The sequence below is a fragment of the Pleurocapsa sp. PCC 7319 genome (assembly GCF_000332195.1).
Lineage (GTDB): Bacteria > Cyanobacteriota > Cyanobacteriia > Cyanobacteriales > Xenococcaceae > Waterburya.
Genome location: NZ_KB235922.1, coordinates 5,046,286 through 5,067,114, shown reverse-complemented (window position 1 = coordinate 5,067,114; position 20,829 = coordinate 5,046,286). Strand labels below are relative to the sequence as shown.

At 38.8% G+C, this 20,829-nt stretch carries 15 protein-coding genes; 10 read left to right on the top strand and 5 right to left on the bottom strand.

From position 1 onward, the window contains the following. Positions 1-30 precede the first annotated feature (30 nt). On the top strand, positions 31-2,958 hold the full coding sequence (gene gcvP / locus PLEUR7319_RS0127095; RefSeq protein ID WP_019508372.1) for an aminomethyl-transferring glycine dehydrogenase: 2,928 nt from the start codon (positions 31-33) through the stop codon (positions 2,956-2,958). 75 nt (positions 2,959-3,033) lie between these two features. Here the strand turns inward: gcvP and PLEUR7319_RS0127090 are convergent, their stop codons facing one another. Next, a complete protein-coding gene (locus tag PLEUR7319_RS0127090; protein ID WP_019508371.1) occupies positions 3,034-3,906 on the bottom strand; it encodes an alpha/beta fold hydrolase in 873 nt (290 codons plus the stop codon). A 220-nt stretch (positions 3,907-4,126) separates the two neighbouring features. Between PLEUR7319_RS0127090 and PLEUR7319_RS0127085 the strand changes: the two genes are divergently transcribed. The 4 genes from PLEUR7319_RS0127085 to PLEUR7319_RS0127070 all read left to right on the top strand — a co-directional run bounded on the left by PLEUR7319_RS0127085 (position 4,127) and on the right by PLEUR7319_RS0127070 (position 8,122). Next, complete coding sequence (locus PLEUR7319_RS0127085) at positions 4,127-4,651, top strand: GNAT family N-acetyltransferase (RefSeq protein ID WP_019508370.1); 525 nt, start codon at positions 4,127-4,129, stop codon at positions 4,649-4,651. A gap of 389 nt (positions 4,652-5,040) precedes the next feature. After that, entirely contained in the window at positions 5,041-5,829 is a 789-nt protein-coding gene (locus tag PLEUR7319_RS0127080) for an SDR family oxidoreductase (protein ID WP_019508369.1), read from the top strand. Between the two features lie 201 nt (positions 5,830-6,030). Further along, positions 6,031-6,906: an SDR family oxidoreductase gene (locus tag PLEUR7319_RS0127075; protein WP_019508368.1), complete on the top strand. Its 876-nt coding sequence runs from the start codon at positions 6,031-6,033 to the stop codon at positions 6,904-6,906. A 139-nt stretch (positions 6,907-7,045) separates the two neighbouring features. After that, positions 7,046-8,122: a hypothetical protein gene (locus PLEUR7319_RS0127070; RefSeq protein WP_019508367.1), complete on the top strand. Its 1,077-nt coding sequence runs from the start codon at positions 7,046-7,048 to the stop codon at positions 8,120-8,122. A gap of 25 nt (positions 8,123-8,147) precedes the next feature. Here the strand turns inward: PLEUR7319_RS0127070 and PLEUR7319_RS0127065 are convergent, their stop codons facing one another. Further along, on the bottom strand, positions 8,148-9,656 hold the full coding sequence (locus tag PLEUR7319_RS0127065; protein WP_019508366.1) for a protein kinase: 1,509 nt from the start codon (positions 9,654-9,656) through the stop codon (positions 8,148-8,150). Between the two features lie 64 nt (positions 9,657-9,720). Beyond that, positions 9,721-10,278: a peroxiredoxin gene (locus PLEUR7319_RS0127060; protein ID WP_019508365.1), complete on the bottom strand. Its 558-nt coding sequence runs from the start codon at positions 10,276-10,278 to the stop codon at positions 9,721-9,723. Between the two features lie 179 nt (positions 10,279-10,457). On the opposite strand from PLEUR7319_RS0127060, the gene sat reads away from it, so the two are divergent. From sat to PLEUR7319_RS0127035, 5 genes are all read left to right on the top strand, one after another. Continuing rightward, on the top strand, positions 10,458-11,621 hold the full coding sequence (sat, locus tag PLEUR7319_RS0127055) for a sulfate adenylyltransferase (RefSeq protein WP_026102815.1): 1,164 nt from the start codon (positions 10,458-10,460) through the stop codon (positions 11,619-11,621). Positions 11,622-11,770: 149 nt separating this feature from the next. Further along, entirely contained in the window at positions 11,771-14,083 is a 2,313-nt protein-coding gene (locus PLEUR7319_RS0127050; protein WP_026102814.1) for a caspase family protein, read from the top strand. 62 nt (positions 14,084-14,145) lie between these two features. Beyond that, entirely contained in the window at positions 14,146-15,399 is a 1,254-nt protein-coding gene (locus PLEUR7319_RS0127045) for a hypothetical protein (RefSeq protein ID WP_019508362.1), read from the top strand. A gap of 1,155 nt (positions 15,400-16,554) precedes the next feature. Beyond that, a complete protein-coding gene (locus PLEUR7319_RS0127040) occupies positions 16,555-18,579 on the top strand; it encodes an Rne/Rng family ribonuclease (RefSeq protein WP_019508361.1) in 2,025 nt (674 codons plus the stop codon). Positions 18,580-18,590: 11 nt separating this feature from the next. Then, on the top strand, positions 18,591-19,226 hold the full coding sequence (locus PLEUR7319_RS0127035) for a ribonuclease HII (RefSeq protein ID WP_019508360.1): 636 nt from the start codon (positions 18,591-18,593) through the stop codon (positions 19,224-19,226). Here PLEUR7319_RS0127035 and PLEUR7319_RS0127030 read toward each other — a convergent pair. Both PLEUR7319_RS0127030 and PLEUR7319_RS36855 read right to left on the bottom strand, forming a co-directional pair. After that, positions 19,195-20,088, bottom strand: a complete 894-nt coding sequence (locus PLEUR7319_RS0127030) for an NAD(P)-dependent oxidoreductase (protein WP_019508359.1) — start codon at positions 20,086-20,088, stop codon at positions 19,195-19,197. The two genes, PLEUR7319_RS0127035 and PLEUR7319_RS0127030, sit on opposite strands and share 32 nt — an antisense overlap. A 112-nt stretch (positions 20,089-20,200) precedes the next feature. Further along, positions 20,201-20,812 (bottom strand): Crp/Fnr family transcriptional regulator, encoded by a 612-nt coding sequence (locus PLEUR7319_RS36855; RefSeq protein WP_019508358.1) that lies wholly within the window; start codon positions 20,810-20,812, stop codon positions 20,201-20,203. Positions 20,813-20,829 lie beyond the last annotated feature (17 nt).

Here is a 20,829-nt window from a genome sequence, read left to right as displayed (position 1 = left end):
CCTAGAAACAATACAATATTTAATATTGATATGGTTAACTTAAATTTTGCTGTAGAATCTCAAATTTCCCAGCCTCAAGCAAATATTACCGATAAAAGTTCTATTAATAAAATTGATTCTTTTGACTCAAGACATATTGGAGTTAACCAGCATCAGATACAAGAGATGTTGCAGGTAATAGGGGTCAATAGTTTAGATGAATTAATCGATCAGACTGTTCCCTCCGCTATTCGTCTTAATAAACCGTTACAATTACCCGAAGCCCAAACTGAACCTACTGCTTTAGCTAGGTTAAGAGCGATCGCCTCGCAAAATCAAATTTATCGCTCTTTTATTGGCATGGGGTACTATAACTGCATTACTCCTGCCGTAATCTTGCGCAATATTCTCGAAAATCCTGGTTGGTACACTTCTTACACACCTTACCAGGCTGAAATTGCTCAGGGCAGACTGGAGGCATTGCTCAACTTCCAAACCATGATTGTCGATTTGACAGGTCTCGAAATTGCTAATTCTTCGCTGTTAGATGAAGCTACCGCAGCAGCAGAAGCTATGAGCATGAGTTATGGTCTATGCAAAACCAAGGCTAAAAGTTTTTTTGTTGATACAGGTTGTCATCCCCAAACGATAGAAGTAATTAAAACTCGCGCTCTACCTTTAGGCATTGAAGTTATTGTTGAAGACTATACTAAATTCGATTTTTCTACGCCAATTTTTGGCGCACTATTACAGTATCCTGCAACCGACGGTACTATTAATGACTATCATCAGTTTATTACTCAAGTACACGAAGCTAAAGGTTTAGCTATTGTGGCTGCTGATATTCTGAGCTTGACTGTGCTGACTCCCCCTGGAGAGTTTGGGGCAGATATAGCGGTGGGCAGCACACAAAGATTTGGTGTTCCTCTCGGTTATGGAGGACCTCATGCCGCCTATTTTGCTACTAAAGAGAAATATCAGCGTCAAGTACCCGGACGTATTGTGGGGGTTTCTAAAGATGTTCATGGTAATTCCGCTTTGCGTTTGGCATTGCAAACTAGAGAACAACATATCCGTCGAGAAAAAGCCACTAGCAATATTTGCACAGCACAAGTATTGTTAGCTGTAATTGCCTCAATGTATGCTGTCTATCATGGTCCGGCAGGAATTAAGGCGATCGCCGAGAGAGTTCATCAGCTCACAGTAACTCTAGCAGCAGGATTAGAATCCTTGGGTTATAGAATCACTTCGCAAAATTTCTTTGATACTATTAATATCGAAACAGGCGATAAACTTGCAGTAGATATTCTTAAAGTTGCAGCCAGTAAGCAAATAAATTTACGTTGGTTAAATACGAATAATATTGGTGTTTCTTTAGATGAAACAACTACTGAACAAGATTTAGTCGACCTTTGGCAAATTTTTGCCGATACTACGGAATTACCTTTTACTGTTGCAGATTTAATTTCCAACTCTACACATCAACTGCAAACTTATCTAACTCGTACTACTCCCTACCTGACTGAAGAAGTATTTAATCGCTATCATTCAGAAACTGAATTATTACGTTATCTCCACCAATTAGAAACCAAGGATATATCTTTGACAACTTCAATGATTCCTCTGGGTTCTTGCACCATGAAGCTGAATGCTACTGCGGAAATGATTCCCGTTACTTGGGCAGAATTTGGTAATATTCATCCTTTTGCTCCCCTAGAGCAAACTCAAGGTTATCAAGAATTATTTTCCGAGTTAGAAACTTGGCTAGCCGAAATTACAGGTTTTGCTGGGATCTCTCTACAGCCTAATGCTGGTTCTCAAGGAGAATATGCAGGTTTACAAGTGATTCGTAAGTATCATCATGCTCGCGGGGAAGCACACCGTCATATTTGTTTGATTCCCGAATCGGCACACGGAACAAATCCTGCCAGCGCAGTAATGTGCGGCATGAAAGTAGTAGTAGTCAAATGTGATGCAGATGGCAATATTGATCTTCATGACTTGCAAACTAAAGCAGAAAAGCATCAGCAAAATTTAGCTGCGTTGATGGTAACTTACCCTTCAACTCATGGAGTATTTGAAGCGGAAATTAAGACTATCTGTGCCGTTGTTCATGAATATGGTGGACAAGTTTATATGGATGGGGCAAATATGAATGCCCAAGTTGGTTTATGCTGTCCTGGCGACATTGGGGCAGATGTCTGTCACCTAAACTTACACAAGACCTTCTGTATTCCTCATGGTGGTGGTGGTCCTGGAGTAGGTCCAATTGGGGTAATGCCTCATTTAGTATCATTTTTGCCGACAACTCCTTTAACTTCTAAAAATGCTCAGCCTATTGGAGCAATTTCTGCTGCTCCTTGGGGAAGTGCCAGTATTTTGACTATTTCTTGGATGTATATTGCCATGATGGGAGCTAAGGGCTTAACTCAGGCAACAAAAATAGCCATTCTCAATGCAAATTATATGGCAAAGCTTCTGGAGCCATATTATTCAGTGTTATTTAAAGGAGAAGCTGGTTTTGTGGCTCACGAATGTATTATCGATTTACGTCCTTTAAAAAAACGGGCAGGAGTAGAAGTAGATGATGTTGCTAAAAGATTAATGGACTATGGCTTTCATGCGCCAACGGTTTCTTGGCCAGTAATTGGAACGGTAATGATTGAACCAACGGAAAGTGAGTCCAAAGAAGAACTAGACCGTTATTGTGATGCCATGATTGCTATCTATCGGGAAGCAGAAGCGATCGCTAATGGGTCAATAGATCCTCATAATAATCCTTTAAAAAATGCTCCCCATACTGCTCATTCTCTCATCTGTGGTGAATGGGATCATCCCTATAGTCGAGAACAAGCAGCTTACCCTGCACCCTGGACGAAAGAACATAAATTCTGGGTACCCGTAGGTAGAATTAATAATGCTTATGGCGATCGTAATTTGGTTTGTTCCTGTGCAGGTATAGATGTCTATCAAGAATAATATTTAAATTTCTAGTAAATTTCTAGTAAATTTCTAGACTTTTTTTGATTAATGTGCAGAGGCAGTAATAATAAATTATTGTTCTCTGTACTTATTTAAAATTTTGCGGGCGATGGACGCGACTTCTTCAGGACACTCAATCATGACCAAGTGACCGCAATTGGGAATTTCAAAGACATTGCTCTCATGAGTAGCAAATAATCGATGGAAACTTGCCAAATGATGAACGTATTTTAGTTCCATCACTTGATCTTTTTCCCCGGCAATAAAATAAACAGGTTGTGACAATCGCGAAACTAATTGAGGTAATAAATGAACTTCAGTTTCGGTAGTAGATTCTAATAATGCTCCTAAAGCAGCCTGTTCATCGGCTTGAATAAAATCAATAACTCTTTGACGACCCCATCTTAGTTCCAGAGGACGAGCCACCATCATTCGAGAAAAGAGAAAACTTAAAAAGGGGACATAACGTAACCAATGAGGACGTAACTTCACTAACTGCTTTCCAGCATTACGAAAACGTTCAAACTCTTCTTTTAAATAAATTCCACCGCCAGTATTAAGACAGATAACACCTTTAACGATCTCTGGGCAAAGATCGGCTGTCCACAAAGCAACGCTTCCTCCTAGGGAATGACCAATTATCCAAGCTTGTTTGATATCTAAATCTTTAAGTAAACATTCCAAATCTTGAGCATAGGCATTGAGACTATAGTTTCTTGGTTGATTTTCATGATGATTTGTTCCAATAGTTGCCGAATCTCCAAAACCCCTAGCATCATAAAGTAAACATTGATAGTCCGATTGCAATAGTTGTACCAAAGGCTGCCAGTAATGACGGCTTAAAAGCCAGCCGTGAACAAAAACCAACACAGGAAGCTGGGAGTTGGCTACAGGGGCAGTTAGCTCATAGGTATGAAGTGTTTCCAGTATTTTGATCGATGGCATTTTCCTATCGTATCACCATATTTCTAAGGAATTTTCAACTTACTATTGTGTCAATTTTGACCAAAAAATTCTAATTATAAGTTTAGTTAGGAATTGACTGGTATTTACGAAGGTATAGTTTTTCTGGCACGACATACTTTTACGCCTAAAAATAGACTAATATAACTAAGATATACAAAAATATCGTGTTATAACCACAAATCAGTACAGCCATATCGGCATGGTCTTTTGGAAAAAATTATTTAGCAATTCAGATACAGTAGCAACATCAGAAACTACTGAATATAGTAGAGAACTATTCAACTCGGATGCTCAAGATTTTGCTCAGCCTCAAATAATATTTAGTACTGAGCGAGATATCAATCTCTATGAACTAGAAGAACTCTGCGATCGCGTTGGTTGGGCGCGTCGCCCTCTGCGCAAAGTCAAAAAGGCAATTAACCATAGTTTCTTAGTAGTTTCGATGTGGGAAGTCCAAGGTAAAAAGCGACGTTTAATTGGGTTTGCACGTGCTACTTCCGATCATGCTTTTAATGCCACTATTTGGGATGTTGTAGTTGACCCTAACTTTCAAGGACGGGGGTTAGGAAAAGCAATGATGAAATATACAATCTCTCAACTACGGAGCGAAGATATAAGTAACATTACCCTGTTTGCCGATCCTCAAGTAGTCAAGTTCTATCAAAGATTGGGTTTTATTCTCGATCCAGAAGGAATCAAGGGAATGTTTTGGTATCCAGACTAAAATAGCTATTCGTTACCAGTTATCAATTATCAGTAATTGTTAGTTTGATAATTTAAAGTTATGCAGAAAGACAGCTCTTAATGGGTGAACGAAGAAAGGTGTAGGAGTTAAATAATTGAGACGCTTTAAGTAACGAGCCTCTGACGAGGTAAGCAACAGGCAACAGGCAACAGGGGAAATACTTTGCCTCGCAAAATAAGGTCAGAAACTAATTATGACGTAGGTTTTAGCCTTTAATGATTCTGTTTAGTTTCTGGAAAGTAAAAAGTAACGAGTAACGGCAATTAAAATTTTGGCCACCGTAAATTTCGCTCCCCCGCTCTTAATTATCAAACGCTAATTAAAGTTGCGTTACAATCTGTAACAAAACTAAGAGTTAAAAGGAAAATATGAAAACTGCTTTAATTACAGGTGCATCTTCAGGAATTGGAGAGACATTTGCCCGAGAATTAGCAAGCAGAAACATGAATTTAATCTTAATTGCGCGATCGCAAGATAAGTTGGAGCAGCTTGCTAGTGAATTAACTTCCAAACATCAAATTAAAACCGAGGTTATAGTTAAAGATTTAACCGAACCAGGGGCAGGACAAGTAGTATTTGATCGAGTTCAGGCACAAAGTTTAACTGTGGATCTATTGATCAATAATGCCGGATTTGGCGACTATGGAGCATTTAGCGATCGCACTTTAAGTAAGCAGATGGCAATGGTTCAGCTAAATATTACTGTTCTATTAGAGCTTACAGGGTTGTTTTTACCAGAGATGCAACAGCGTGGTAGTGGAGGAATTATTAATATTTCTTCCATTGCTGGTTTTCAACCTTTGCCCTACATGTCAGTTTATGCTGCGACCAAAGCATTTGTACTAAACTTTAGCGAGGCTTTATGGGCAGAAAACAAAGATCTAGGGGTTCATGTTTTAGCTGTCTGTCCGGGACCTACTGAATCAGAATTCTTTAAACGAGCTGACTTCCCAGATACATTTGCTAACGGGAATGGTAACAGTATGGCTTCTAGTGAAGAAGTGGTTGAACAAGCTCTTAAAGCGATGGATAAAAAGCAATCTACTTTGGTAACAGGTGGTATTAGTAACAAACTGCTAGTAAATGTTCCTAGATTTGTCCCCAGAGACTTTTTAGTTACTGCTGTAGAAAAACAATTTAAACAATCAGAAAAATAATTGAAGTTTCTTCTTTTGTGTTTATTATTAAAAGCTAATTCCTATTAGTTAGCTATTGGGATATCTAGTTCAAACTATATCTATTCATAGATTGACTATTTAGCTTATTTTTTTCTAGAATTTTTGCATATAAGAGCAAAATTTGACAACAAGCTAACGGCTAATAGTTAACATCTATAAGCTTTTAAAATAGGGACTGCAATGTATTTAATCACTGGTGCAACGGGATCTTTAGGTCGTAGAATTGTCAGACAATTAAGAGAAAATGAAGAGCAAGTAAAAGCCTTTGTCCGCCTATCTTCCAGTTATGGAGAGTTAGAAGACCGAGGCGCAGAAATTTTTATCGGGGACTTAAAACAAGAAAGAGATATTGCTAAAGCTTGTCAAAATGTCAAATATATTATCAGTAGTCATGGTTCGGGAAGCGATGCTCAAGCTTTAGACTACCGAGCCAACATTGATTTGATCGATCAGGCAGTAGCTAATAATGTTGAGCATTTTGTATTTATTTCTGTTTTGGGAGTAGAGCGGGGATATCAAGATGCCACTACTTTCAAAGCTAAGCGTGAAGTTGAAAAGTATCTGATTGCTAGTGGTTTAAATTATACAATTCTTCGTCCTTCCGGATTTGCTAATAATCTAATTCCTCTAGCTGAGAGATTTAGAGATACAGGAATTTACTTTTCTATTGGAGAGCAAAAAAATCGTTCTTCTATAGTGAGTACTGATGATTTAGCGAGAATTGCGATCGCCTCAACTCAAATCGAAGCTGCCAAAAACCAAATATTTGCAGTCGGTGGTCCTGATATTCTCAAAAGAGAAGATATTCCTCGTATTTTTGCTCGCTTATTTAACCGAGAGCCAATTGTAATTAATCCACCCCTACAACTGTTTGACGGTTTAAGAATGGGAATTGGGTTAATTAATCCTCAGCTAAACAAATCATTAGGAACATTCCGTACTCTCTTGGCTAATGAGTTCTTCTGTACTGTAGATGAGATTGCTCTTTTAGAAGCCACTTTTGGTATGAAAATGGAATCTCTCGAGAGTTTCTTACATCGGTATGTTGGACAATAGAGCTATTAGTCTGCCAATTTAAAAATGATGGATGTTAAAAAAGTTCGGAGTTATAGGTTAATTCGGAGTCAGAAGATTTATCCTTTAATTCAAATTTGCTAGAGTACTATTGCAACTTTTTTGATTGTTAATTTACTTCATGTCTCACGCAGCCATCTATATCGCAGTAACTAGTCATGGCTTTGGTCATGCCACGCGGGTAGCTACTGTAGTAGCAAAATTACAACAACTACGTCCTGATATTAAGCTGATTTTTGTGACTGTTGCTCCTGAATGGTTGTTAAAGTCTTATGTTAAGGGAAATTTTGTTTATCGTCAGCGTGTTTTTGATGTGGGGGTAATTCAAAGCGATAGCTTGACCATGGATAAACAGGCTACCCTGGGAAAGATGCAGTCGATTATTGCCCGACAAGATGACATTATCGCCGAAGAAGCAGACTATATTCGTCATCATAATGTGAAATTAGTGTTAGCTGATATTCCTGCTTTAGCTGCTCCCATTGCCAGAGCAGCGGGTGTTCCCTGTTGGATGATGAGTAATTTTGGCTGGGATTATATTTATCGTGATTGGGGAGCAAGCTTTAACAAGGTAGTTGATTGGATTGAAAACTACTATCAACAGAGCGATCGCTTGTTTCGTTTGCCCCTAGCCGAGCCGATGAGTGCCTTTCCCCAGATTACTGATGTGGGACTAACCGGAAGTACTCCTCAATATGGTCAAGCAGAATTAAAAGAAAGATTTGGGCTTACTATACCGTCTGAAAGAACTGTTTTGCTGACATTTGGCGGTTTAGGATTACAAACGATTCCTTATGAGAATTTAAATAATTTTCAGGAGTGGCAATTTATCACTTTTGACCGAAATGCGCCAGATTTATCTAATTTACTAAAAATTACCAGTCATGATTTCCGTCCTCTTGATTTTATGCCTATTTGCGGACGAATAATTTCTAAACCAGGATTTAGTACTTTTTCAGAGGCATTATGCTTAGACTTACCAATCGTTTCCCTAACTCGCCAAGACTTTGCCGAGTCACAAATATTGCTTGATAATATCCAAGACTATTCGCAGCATCAAATTATTTCTCCTGAGGAATTTTTTCAAGGAGACTGGAATTTCTTACAACAGAATTTGCTACCTCCTCGCAAAACAGAGCGTTTAGCTAAAGATGGAGCTTCTACAATTGCTCAAGAAATCTCTAATTATTTTTCATAATTAATAATTATTAATTATTAATTACTTATTGTATTTCCCAAGAGTCAATCATTTTGTTGGCAGTTTCTAAAAATTTAGAAAATTTTTCTGTTTCCGCTGTATAAATTGCAATATAGACCTGATTATTCTTAATCGTAAAAGTTTCCATTTGTCTTAACGATAAACTTCCCTCTTGCCGCGAATAAACTACCATTCGGGCAGGAGATTGACCAATTTTTGTTTTGCGATCTTGATAAATTTCGATTGCGTCACCATTTTCATGATTAATGCGCTCGAAAACAGTTTGCGTATATTGCTCTAAATCCGTCGGTTCTGGTGATAAATATTCAACGGTAATATTTACCTTTTCCAGGAATAAATCAGCATCTGTTTCTAAAGGAGAAGTAAAAACAACTATTTCTCCTGTGATTGGATCATCTAGCTCTTGATATGTCCAATCTAGAGGATATTTAATCCTAAATTGATAAGCGTTATTAGTATATTCGATAAAGCTTTTATAGGCATTTTTATTAATTCCGATAAATATTATCCCTAAGGCAACTATAAAAGGTAAAGTTAGAAGTGACCAAATTATTCCTTGAATAAACTTAGAACGACTTCCTGATGCTTTGGAACTAGATCTATTGGAAAAACTTGAGGGGGGAACTTGAAATGCTTGGGGATTGCTAAAGAAAGGAGGCGGTAAAGTAACTACGTTCTGCTCAAAATCTAGTTCAGCCAAAACTTCTGCTGCCGACTGGTAACGTTGTTCAGGGCGAGTGCTAACCATTTTGTTTAGTAAATCGGCTAGCTGTGGTCTAATTTTGGCAATAGATATATATCTGGAGTTGGATATATTGTGGGTATTTTCGGATGGTAAAGATTCTGATTGAATTGTTTCGGTAATATCCCCTGTTAAACTATAGATAATTATTTTTCCCAAAGCATAAATGTCAGTAGTAAAGTTGGGCTTGCCTTCTTGTTGTTCTTGAGGGGTAAAAGCTTGATTGCTTACGGTATTAAAAGATTGATTGCCAAATAAAATTGAGTTTTTGATTCCGGCAAAATCAGTTAAAAATTTTTTACCATTTTGGTGCTCAATTAGACTTGAAGGCTGAATATTTAAATGGGCTACACCAGCTTTATGAATAAAGTTTAAAATTTCCAAAATTTCTTGTAGCCAACTGATAGCTTCAGATTCACTAATTAAAGATTCTGCTATTTTTTGTTCTAGACTTACTCCTTGAATAAGTTCCCGAACCAGAAAAAATTCGCGATCGCTCTCAAAGAAAGCCAATAGTTGGGGAATTTGTGGATGTTGGCTGATATGTTTAAGAATAGTTCCTTGGTCGACAAACGTCTGTAAAACTTTTCGCCAAGATTGAGCCCCTAGAATTTCACTGTCATATTGGGGCTGTAATCTCTCTATATGGCATTGAGGACTACCAGCCTGTCCTAGATCTTCAGCCAAATAAGTTTTGCTAAAGGCATCCTGACTTAGTTCTTGGATAACACGATAGCGGTCACTCAATATTTTGCCAACTATTGACTGCATGCAAGTCTAATTAATTTACAGTTGTGAAGATTCAGTATAACTATCTATAACTTAGTCTAATTTTCTAACTAGATGGTTCCTGAATTAATTCATCTAATCTAGCTAAAACTTCTTGACTGTGAATACTGGGTCTTACTCCCAGAAAAGTTGCTCGCAAAACTCCTTGAGGATCGATTAGATAGGTATGTCTTAATGACATAGCTCCTAACCAAGAGCCATAAGCTTTACTTACACTACCATCCGTATCTGCCAACAAAGGAAACTTTAGTCCTTCCGAATCACAAAAATCAGCATGAGAATCAACATCATCAACACTTACCCCTAAAATTTGCGTATTCCGTTCCTCATATTTTGCTAAATCTTGTTGAAAACGTCGAGCTTCAATGGTGCAACCAGATGTAAAATCTTGAGGATAAAAATATAGCACTACCCACTGACCTCGATAATCTGTCAAAGATATTTCACCATCACCGGTATTAGTAGGCAGTACAAATTCTGGGGCAGGTTCGGCTAGAGGTGGTTGTTTACCCCCCATAGCCCAAGCCTTAGGTGTTGCTAGAAAAGAAAGCCAAAATGATAAACCAAGAACTAGACAAAATCGAATTAAACTAAAACGTTTCATAATCCACAAAAATATGATTTACTTAACATGAGTTTACAAGTATTGCTATGACCATAACAAAAATTAATTTGTAAAATTGATTTGTGATGGTTCTAATTGAGTAAAATTTACTGATTTTATCTTGATATTTGTTAACTTTATTGCCCTGAACCAAAAAGTAGTTATCAAAGATGCAGATTATGAGTACAGATTTAATTGCACCCCATGGTGGTGAACTGATTAATTGCCTAGCTACTCCTGAAGAGAAAAAAGACTTCCTAGCTAAAGCTGATTCTCTACCTAGAGTACAGTTAGACGAAAGAGCTACTTCCGATTTAGTGATGATTGCGATCGGTGGTTTTAGTCCCATAAGTGGCTTTATGGAAAAAGACGACTATTTAAACGTAGTTGAAAACATGCGCCTGGCTAACGGTTTGCCATGGTCAGTACCTGTAACTCTGTCTGTAACCGAAGAAGAAGCTTCACCATTAACAATAGGAAGCTTGATTCGTTTAGATGATCCCAATGGCAAATTTGTGGGCATTTTACAACTAACTGAAAAATATGATTACGATAAAGAACATGAAGCCAAAAATGTTTACCGTACCAGTGAAGATAAACATCCTGGAGTCAAAGTAATTTACGAACAGGGTGAAATTAATCTCGCCGGTCCAGTTTGGTTGCTAGAGCGTGAAGCCCATCCCCAATTTCCCAATTATCAAATTGACCCGGCAGCATCCAGAGCTTTGTTTCAAGAAAAAGGCTGGCATACTGTAGTTGGTTTTCAGACTCGTAATCCCATTCACCGTGCTCACGAATACATTATTAAATGTGCTTTAGAAATCGTTGATGGTTTATTTCTTCATCCTTTGGTCGGAGCAACTAAGAGCGACGATATTCCCGCTGATGTTAGGATGCGCTGCTATGAAATCATGATGGACAACTATTTTCCTCAAGAGCGAGTTGTTTTAGCGATTAATCCTTCCGCTATGCGTTATGCAGGACCAAGGGAAGCGATTTTTCACGCTTTAATTCGCAAAAATTATGGCTGTACTCACTTTATTGTTGGTCGCGATCATGCTGGAGTAGGTGACTATTATGGTACTTATGATGCTCAAGAAATCTTCGGTGAATTTAAACCTGAAGAGTTGGGTATTACTCCTCTCAAATTTGAACACGCCTTTTATTGTACTCGTACTGAGCAAATGGCGACTGCTAAAACCAGTCCGGCAACCAAAGAAGAGCGTATTCATCTTTCAGGAACCAAAGTTCGTGCCATGCTTAGGGAAGGGAAAACACCACCACCACAATTTTCTCGTCCTAAAGTAGCAGAAGAGTTGGCAAAAGCAATGAAAGTTGAATAAGTAATTATCAATTACTAAAGCAAAACACTATAATTGGTTACAGGTTAAAGCTGCTAAGCTAGTCTTAACCTGTACTTTTTGGTTTTAATCAACGTTTAACAGCTATTACTGATAGGTTGATAGCTGATATCTACAAGCTAGTAGCTGATATGGGACTTGACCGCCGAACTTTTCTACAGCAAGCTGGATTGGCTTTGTTTGCCTTGGGGACTACCGAAGCAGGATTATTATTCCTAGAAAACAATAGCCAACTAGCACCATTAGTTAAAAATTATCGACAAATTTTAGCCCAGCCTACCAATCGCAAACTGGCTCTGCTAGTAGGAATTAATCGCTATCCTCATCAAGAGCATCTCGAGGGGTGTTTAACAGATCTTGAATTGCAACGAGAACTGCTGATTCATCGTTTTGGTTTTAATCCTCGAGATATTGTGGTTTTAAGCGATCGCCAAGCGACAAGAGAAAATATTGAAACTCTTTTTATCGAGCATTTAGCAGAACAAGCTCGACCCGATGATGTAGTGGTATTTCACTTTAGTGGCTATGGTGGACAAATTAAAATGCCTTTATCTATAGAGCGAGAAAAAACGCCTAATTTAACAAGTCCCGATACATTTCAGTTAGTAAATAGTCTTGTGCCTGCAGACAGCGTGTTGTCTTCTTCAAAAAGCTCAATTGCTAACAATGTATTGCAAGAAACTCTTTTGGTTTTGGCACAATCTTTGTCCACTACTAAGTGTACTTTTGTCTTAGATACCAGCTTCAACACAACTCCGCGAGTTAGACATGGTAACTTTAAAATTCGCTCTACGACTGAGATTGCTGATGCTCCTAGTTCCCAAGAGTTGCTTTTTTTGGAACAATTACGCAATAAGTTGGCTCTTAAAGGGCTTAAACCTAGTAAAAGGTTACTATCTTTGCCTGGAGTAGTTCTTTCTGCTGCGAGTAAAAACCAAGTAGCTGCAGAAAGACAGTGGGATGGATTTAGCGCGGGATTATTTACTCTTGCCCTAACTCAACATCTTTGGCAGATTACTCCTAGTAGTAGGGTACAGGTAGCTCTATCTAGAACTGCTGCAACAGTAGAGCAGATAATGGGTAGACAACAGCAACCTACTCTTAATAGTCACGATAAATCAACTATCTCATACTATCTAGCCACGGGTGATGTTCCCACTGCTACAGGAGTTATTAGTAAGGTAAACGGTAATAGTAATTTTGAAGTTAAGTTATTGGGTTTACCTGCCAAAATTCTCGATTGTTATGGAGTTAATTCTTGCTTGAGTTTGATACTCCCTAATAAGTCTCATAATTTGCCTCAACTACGAATCAAATCTATGGAAGGTTTGATTGGCAAAACCAAGTTGCTCGAGCCAGAAAGATTTGAGGTACCTCAAGTCGGACAGTTTATCCGCGAAACTATTCGGATGCTAGAACGTAATCTGAGTTTAACCCTAGCTCTTGATGCTAACTTGCAAAGAATTGAACGAGTAGATGCCACTAGTGCCTTAGCTAATATTCCAGCGGTCAATTCAGCGGTAATATCAGGAGAACAGAATGCTGATTGTCTTTTAGGTAAAGTCGATCATGTTACTTCTCTAAAAGTAACAGTGAATAATCCTGTAACTTCTGAAAATCAATTCTTTAGCTATGGTCTGTATACTCCTGGTGGAGTCTTAATTGGCAAAACTACAGGAGCAGAGGAAGAGGCAGTCAAAATTGCTATTGATCGTCTTCAGCCTCAATTTAATAATTTATTAGCAGCCAAATGGTTGGAATTAACGATCAATGATTTTTCTTCAGAGTTAAAAGTAGATGCCACCCTGACAGCAAAATTAAACAATCAGGTGACTACTAGTCTACAAAAAGCTACATTTTTATCCGAGATTAAACAACCATCTCCTAAAAAATTAGCTTTTCCCGATAAAAATCAAAGCTCCGATACGATTAATACTGTGCCAATTTTTGTCAAAGGCTCAGAAATAAACTTATCTATCTCTAATACGGGCGATCGCCAGCTATATGCCATTGTGCTGGGTATTGATGCTGATAGTAATATTTTTGCCTTATATACTCCTTCTGAAACCAAAACTGCTGAGTCAAAAGATCAACCACAGAATATAGTAGTTCCTCCCCAAACCGAATTAGTCATTCCTCAAGTAGAAAATTCCTGGAAGTGGAAAGTTCCTGATTCGGTAGGTATAAATACACTGTATGTTGTTTTCGCCGTTAAACCCTGGCAACAGACTCTCCCCGCTTTAGCAACACAGCAAAATTATAAGTCTGGTCAACCACAAATATTAAATGTTGTTAATCCTCATCTTGTCTTAGAGATGGTCATGCAAGATTTACACTCGATAAGTTCTGTTGATTCTGAGCTTTTACCTAAAGACGATGTTTATGCCTTAGATGTTCATAGCTGGGCAACTTTGAATTTTGTGTATGAAGTAGCTAATGCTTAAAAGATTGAATAATTAGGAATGAGGGATGATTGGCAACTAAGAAACTGAGTAAATCAGCCTATATGCAAGCAACTGATATTGTTATTTTGTCTAATGGTCCAGGAGAAATAGTGACTTGGGTCCGACCTGTAGTTAGATGTCTGCGTCAAACATTAGAAGATGAGCGCAATCAGGTAAGAATTTCCGTTCTATTATCTCCGTGTCCTCATAGCACTGGTAAAGAAGCGGCGATCGCCCTTAGTTATCCTGAAGTAGACCGGGTATTGGCTGCCCCAGATTTTTTCACTTACTTGCTTTGGGGTCAAACTCCAGATAATTGGCAATGGTATCAGCAAGGTATAGTGGTCTTTTTGGGTGGTGACCAGTTTTATACTGTGATGGTGAGTAAACGATTAGGATACTCAAGTCTAATCTACGCTGAATGGGATGCCCGTTGGTATCGCTTAGTCGATCACTTTGTAGTTATGAATCAAAAAGTGATTGATAAAGTTCCCCAATCTTATCATCACAAGTTTTCTCTGGTGGGAGACTTAATGGCAGATGTGGCTTTAGAAGTTAATCAAAATACTGACAATCGCCACTCAGAAGAGCCTTTGATTGGTTTATTGGTAGGTTCTAAATCTGTAAAACTATCTCAAGGCGTTCCTTTGTGCATGGCGATCGCCGAAAAAATTCAACAACAACAGCCCCAAACTAAATTTGTTATTCCCGTTGCACCTACCCTCGATATAATTACTCTCAGTAAGTATGCTAATCGGCAAGATAATCCTTTGCTTTCATCTTTGGGTAATGTAGAAGGTCGTTTAATTAACTCTGAAGGCATAGAACCTGATTATTTAATCACTTCCGGAGGCACCAAGATTAAGCTAATTACTCAATTTCCTGCTTATAATACTCTAATCAATTGCCAGATATGTTTAACTACTGTAGGAGCCAATACTGCAGAATTAGCTTCTCTAGGAATACCAATGATTGTCTTGTTACCGACTCAAGAACTTGATGCAATGCGTTCTTGGGATGGATTACCGGGTATTTTAGCCAATTTACCGGGAGTAGGTTCTCTGTTTGCCACAATTATTAATTGGTTTGTCATCAAACAAGGAAGATTATTTGCTTGGCCGAATATCTGGGCCGGTCAAGAAATTGTCCCTGAATTAGTAGGTAAATTAGACCCAGAAAGAGTTGCTGATTTAGTATTGGATTATCTGGCTCATCCAACTAAACTCCAAGCGATGCAAGCTCAATTAATTAAAGTTAGGGGTGATGCCGGAGCTGCCAAACAGATCGCAGATATAGTTCGACAAGAAATAGATTGACCCACTCCCACGCATAAAATGACGTGGAATTCTGGGATCCTGGCGCAAAATGCAGTCTGAGACTGTCTTACTTTTGCTCTCCCACTAGACAAAGCCCTGCCTAGCTGAAAAAATCAGACTACCAGAACTGGTTTTCTTCCTTTAGGCTTCGTAGAACTTAAACCCTGGCTTTTACCCCTAGCGATCTGTCTACCCAGTTAAACTACTTAGCTACGCATGTCCTTGTGCTGCTTGAAGTTTTACCCAAAAGACTAACTTTTGGAACCCCTTACCTCAACTTTATTAGGTTGCTTATGAATATAATACAACGCCCAAAACCCTTTCTGTATGAAGTTTTGATGTCGAAATTGGCGGTGGGCTACGCTGAATCGAATTCAGCTTGTAGAACCACCGCGTTGTATACCTTCGTTCAGATTGCATATACAAAATTCTCGGCTTTTTTCATCCCACACATGAATGACGTGGGCTTTCATTTTCTGTAAAATTTAGAGACTGAAGCTAATATTGTAAATATTTAAGCTATTTTAATCAGTAAATACTTTGCTTTTCTTGTCAAAAATAGATCTTCAAGGTTATATTCAGGTTAGAATTTGATACAGTAGCGTTTCAGCAACTTTAACTTTGTGGTCCCTTAAGTGATCTTAGTCAGAAGAATGTAAGTTCAACTGGTGATTGCGCTCCGCGCAGTGGCAGACCTCAAAGCTCCTATAGGGAGGATTTGCCCAATCGCTATTTAGAGCAAATGGAATTCCCCCAGTCGCTTAAAGATTATACTAATTAGCTAAGTCTTCAACAATCTTAATAAAGTCCTGACTCCAGCTATTTATTATTGCTATTCGACCATCACAGCTTTCTCTGTACTATGCTTAATGTTTCTAAGAGCAAAAGTAGCTCGCTAAATATGCAAGAGACAACCAAAAACCCTCAAAGCCCGACAAAACACCAACTAAACAATTAAGGAAAACTCTAATAAAGACTCTAATAAATATTTGGTAATATCTAAACGCTATAGGTGTGAAATTTGCTGATTTATTTCGTAATTGTTTGATTTGAGAAAAGCTAAAAACATATTGTCAACCATTTCTCAATCAATGGTTTGTATCGTTTTACGGCAATGTAATTGGTAATCAGCCATCAGAATTTTGAGGAAAATTAATGCCCAAACAGATTATTATCGCAGAACAACATCATATAGCTGCTGTTTTCTGGGAAGAACAAATACAAGAATTAATCGTTGCTACAGGAAATCAACAGGTAAGTGATATTTACCTTGGTACTGTCGAGAATGTCATTCCTGGTATAGATGCTGCCTTCGTTAATATTGGCGATAGTGAACGTAACGGTTTTATTCACGTTACAGATTTAGGTCCACTTCGTCTCAAGAGAGCAGCAGCAGCAATTACCGAATTATTGGTTCCCCAACAAAAAGCTCTGGTTCAAGTAATGAAAGAGCCAACCGGAAACAAGGGACCAAGACTAACAGGTAACATTACCCTACCAGGACGATATTTGGTTTTAATGCCCTATGGCAAGGGAGTAAAACTATCTCGTCGTATCTCTAATGAAAATGAACGCAGTCGTCTTCGTGCCTTGGCAATTCTGATCAAACCACCAGGAATGGGCTTATTGATCAGAACAGAAGCTGATGGTAAAGCTGAAGAAGCCATCATGGAAGATTTAGAATTCTTACAAAAGCAGTGGGAATCAATTCAATATCAAGCAAATTATGCTAGACCACCTGTTTTACTGAATCGCGATGATGATTTTATCCAGCGTGTATTGCGAGATACTTACTCAGCAGAAGTAAATACTATCGTGGTTGATTCAGCAGCTGGGGTCAAAAGAGTCAAGCAACAGTTGATGAACTGGAGCAGTGGTCGTTCCCCTCAGGGTGTGTTTATTGATTATCATCGGGAACAACAGCCTATTCTTGACTACTACCGGGTAAGCGCTGCAGTGCGTGAGGCTCTCAAGCCCAGGGTGGAACTACCTTCTGGGGGGTATATCATTATTGAACCCACCGAGGCCTTAACTGTAATTGATGTTAATTCTGGTTCATTTACTCGTTCGGCAACTGCTAGAGAGACTGTATTATGGACAAACACTGAAGCAGCTACTGAAATTGCCCGTCAATTACGTCTGCGCAATATTGGTGGCGTGATTGTCGTAGATTTTATTGATATGGATTCTCACCGAGATAAAATTAAATTATTAGAGCACTTCAACAACAGTTTAAGAGGAGATAAAGCTCGTCCTCAAATTGCCCAACTATCAGAATTAGGACTAGTAGAATTAACTCGCAAACGTCAAGGGAAGAATATTTATGAGCTATTTGGTCAATCTTGTGCCGCTTGTGGTGGTTTAGGACAGATAGCCTATCTTCCTGGGAAATCAGTAGCAGAGTCTTTAGAAACATCTCCTATAGTTACTCCCGCAGCAATTCGCGAACCTGTCAATAGTATTCGCCCGGTAATTGCTTCTCCTACAGAAAGACAAGAACGTCCGGAGTTAGTCAATAATTCAGGTCTTGATTTGGGATATGACCCCAGTAATCGTCAACTAGAGTTGATTAATCATCCTAACTATCAAGAACAGGGAGGAGCAAGTAACGGTAATCGTCGGCGTCGTCGGAGTCGTCGTAACGATCTGTTGATTAAAGAGGAATTAATAGAACCAGAAGGCACTGAGACAATTACCAGTAATCTAGACCAAGATACTGAAAATGGTAATGAAGAACGTAAATCTCGTTCTCAATTGCGTTCACCTCGTCGAGATGAAGCTAACTTAGAAAAAGTTACAGTAGAAATGGGGAACTTAGAACAAGAAATCTATGCCTTAATGGGAGTCTCGCCTCTAGTCTATGCCGATCATGAATCTAAAGATCCCAAATCAGTTTTGGTTTATGTCAAAAAACCTGGTGAAGAAGTAGTTGAAGTAAGCTCAACAGTCACTTCCCAAGAAGACCAAGCATCAGAAGCAGAACGAAAGCCTAAAACCAGAGCCAGAAAAAGTAGCAGTAACAAGGAAACTGAACCAGAAATTCCCGGAATTGAGGTAACAGCTCAGGTCAAAGCTATCAATGAGACAGAGTCAGAGTCTCCAGATCAAGAGGAAGTGCCGACTACTGGTCGTCGTCGTCGTCGTCGTCGCTCTTCGGTTGCCAAAGAGGTAGAAGTGTAAAAATAGTCAAGGTGAGTAAACATTCTTTTTTTGATGATTCTCTCTTATCGGGAATATGGGAGCCAAATACTCTTGTTTTAGGAGTCGATGAAGTTGGCAGAGGGGCTTTATTTGGTTCGGTGATAGCAGCAACCGTAGTCCTGCCCCGTTCAGATATTCCTCAATTAATTGCTATTGGGGTCAAAGATAGTAAAAAACTATCTGCGCAAAAACGCCTGCAACTAGTTCAACCAATTAAAGAAATAGTTGCAGACTGGCACATCAGCTCTGCCAACGTTGCTGAGATAGATCGTCTTAATATTTTACAAGCCTCTTTGTTAGCTATGAAACGGAGTGTGATGGGATTACAAGTAACTCCTGATATATGTTTAGTTGATGGTAAATTCCCAATTCCCAATTTGTCACTTTCGCAACAAACTGTGGTTCAAGGAGATTTGCGATCGCCTGTAATTGCTGCTGCCAGTATTTTAGCTAAGGTATGGCGAGATGAATTAATTACCAGCTTAGCAACCAAGTATCCCGAATATAATTTAGCTGCTAATAAGGGATACCCCACTGCACAACATCGTCTCGCCATCAAGAAGTATGGTATTACTTGCGAGCATCGTCGTTCTTTTAAGTCCTGTCAGAATTTACCTGATGCTTAGAATTTGATTGCCAAAAATCATAAATTGCTGCAAAATCTTGCTGTCCTAATCCTTGCTGAATCGCCTGTTGATAAATTTCCTTGGTGGTATTAGCTAGAGGGAGAGGAACATTAGATTCATAACCTGCTATAGCTACCATTTGCAAATCTTTCTGCATCCATTGCAAAGGAAATTCAGCTTCATATTGTGACTGCTCTAACTTTTCTTTTTTGCCAGCTAAAAATGGTGCCACAACAGGACTACCAATTAACACCTTGAGTAGCATCTCTGATGAAATTCCCCAGGCTTCACCTAATACCATCGCCTCAGCAAATCCTGCCATTGATATACCCAGTAAGAGATTAATTACTAACTTAAGAGCATTTCCCATACCTGGTTCTCCTACATGAACTACTCGTTTTCCCATACAATCCAATAAATTCCGACAATCAGCCAAATTCTGTTGCTCTGCTCCGACCAAGAACACTAACTCTTTTTGTGCTGCTTGCATTTTAGAACCAGCAACGGGGGCATCAATAAATTTTATTTGCCTTTCTGCTGCGATCGCTGCCATTTGTCGGGAAAATGTAGGATTGACCGTACTGCAATCTATCCATAAGCTACCTGCTTGCCAAGAAGTTAAAAAACCGTTGTTGCCTAAAGCAACTTCTCTGACTGCATCGGGATGAGCCAGCATGGTAAAAATTGTGGTTACTTGTTGGGCAACTTCTGCTGGAGTTGCCACACTTAATGCCCCATTGGCAACTAAATGACTAGCTTTATCTTCAGTGCGGTTAAAAATAATTAATTCATGACCTTGCTGCTGGAGGTTGCTAGCCATGCGACTACCCATAATACCCATGCCAATAAAACCGATTTTCATTGATTATGAATTCCTTACTTAATCTAAATTGGAATAAGTGCAATCTATCGTTTTGGTGAGAATAATGCCTTATCAATTGTTAAGAACAGAATATTTTTGTCTGGTTTTTATCTCAGATAGCTGATTCCTGTTTAAGCGATCGCTTAATCCGAGACAATGAAACTTCAGTAATTCCTAAATAAGAGGCAATATGATATTGAGGTATTCGTACAACTAATTCAGGATAATCTTGAGCAAAAGTCAAATATCTTTGTTGAGCTTGCTGTTGCAGTAAGCTACGCGTCCGTAATTCTTTGCGTATCAGTAACCATTCAGCAAATTTGCGACCCAATCTTTCAAATACAGGATCTTGCTCAAATAAAGCCACAAAATCACTAAACTGAGCCACTAGATATGTTGTGGGTTCTAGGGCTTGAATACCGTAAAGAACAGGCAAATTGAGGGCTAATGCTGCTAGAGAACCAGCAAAGGTATTTTCTGGAATAAAAGCCTTATTCGACTCCACACCGTCATCACTTAAATAATAAAAGCGCAGTAAGCCATGACAGACAAAGTAAATTTCATGGACTGCGGTATCTGGTAACATAATATGTTCGCGATGATTGACTGTTCTGCTTTGAAATATTTTTGCTAGCTGTCTCCATTGATCATTACTCAAGTTAACCCAGGAACCAAGAGCATTACGCATCTGTTGATATTGTTCCTTAGCTTCTGATGCAGTCATTATTGTGGCACCGGTAG

What these genes read in the sequence shown, in the direction of transcription:
- PLEUR7319_RS0127060 (WP_019508365.1), bottom strand. Translation starts at nt 10,278, where the DNA reads ATGAAACGTTTTAGTTTAATTCGATTTTGTCTAGTTCTTGGTTTATCA.
- PLEUR7319_RS0127090 (WP_019508371.1), bottom strand. Translation starts at nt 3,906, where the DNA reads ATGCCATCGATCAAAATACTGGAAACACTTCATACCTATGAGCTAACT.
- PLEUR7319_RS0127075 (WP_019508368.1), top strand. Translation starts at nt 6,031, where the DNA reads ATGTATTTAATCACTGGTGCAACGGGATCTTTAGGTCGTAGAATTGTC.
- PLEUR7319_RS0127085 (WP_019508370.1), top strand. Translation starts at nt 4,127, where the DNA reads ATGGTCTTTTGGAAAAAATTATTTAGCAATTCAGATACAGTAGCAACA.
- PLEUR7319_RS0127030 (WP_019508359.1), bottom strand. Translation starts at nt 20,088, where the DNA reads ATGAAAATCGGTTTTATTGGCATGGGTATTATGGGTAGTCGCATGGCT.
- PLEUR7319_RS0127080 (WP_019508369.1), top strand. Translation starts at nt 5,041, where the DNA reads ATGAAAACTGCTTTAATTACAGGTGCATCTTCAGGAATTGGAGAGACA.
- PLEUR7319_RS0127050 (WP_026102814.1), top strand. Translation starts at nt 11,771, where the DNA reads ATGGGACTTGACCGCCGAACTTTTCTACAGCAAGCTGGATTGGCTTTG.
- PLEUR7319_RS0127065 (WP_019508366.1), bottom strand. Translation starts at nt 9,656, where the DNA reads ATGCAGTCAATAGTTGGCAAAATATTGAGTGACCGCTATCGTGTTATC.
- PLEUR7319_RS0127045 (WP_019508362.1), top strand. Translation starts at nt 14,146, where the DNA reads ATGCAAGCAACTGATATTGTTATTTTGTCTAATGGTCCAGGAGAAATA.
- gcvP (WP_019508372.1), top strand. Translation starts at nt 31, where the DNA reads ATGGTTAACTTAAATTTTGCTGTAGAATCTCAAATTTCCCAGCCTCAA.
- PLEUR7319_RS0127070 (WP_019508367.1), top strand. Translation starts at nt 7,046, where the DNA reads ATGTCTCACGCAGCCATCTATATCGCAGTAACTAGTCATGGCTTTGGT.
- sat (WP_026102815.1), top strand. Translation starts at nt 10,458, where the DNA reads ATGAGTACAGATTTAATTGCACCCCATGGTGGTGAACTGATTAATTGC.
- PLEUR7319_RS36855 (WP_019508358.1), bottom strand. Translation starts at nt 20,812, where the DNA reads ATGACTGCATCAGAAGCTAAGGAACAATATCAACAGATGCGTAATGCT.
- PLEUR7319_RS0127040 (WP_019508361.1), top strand. Translation starts at nt 16,555, where the DNA reads ATGCCCAAACAGATTATTATCGCAGAACAACATCATATAGCTGCTGTT.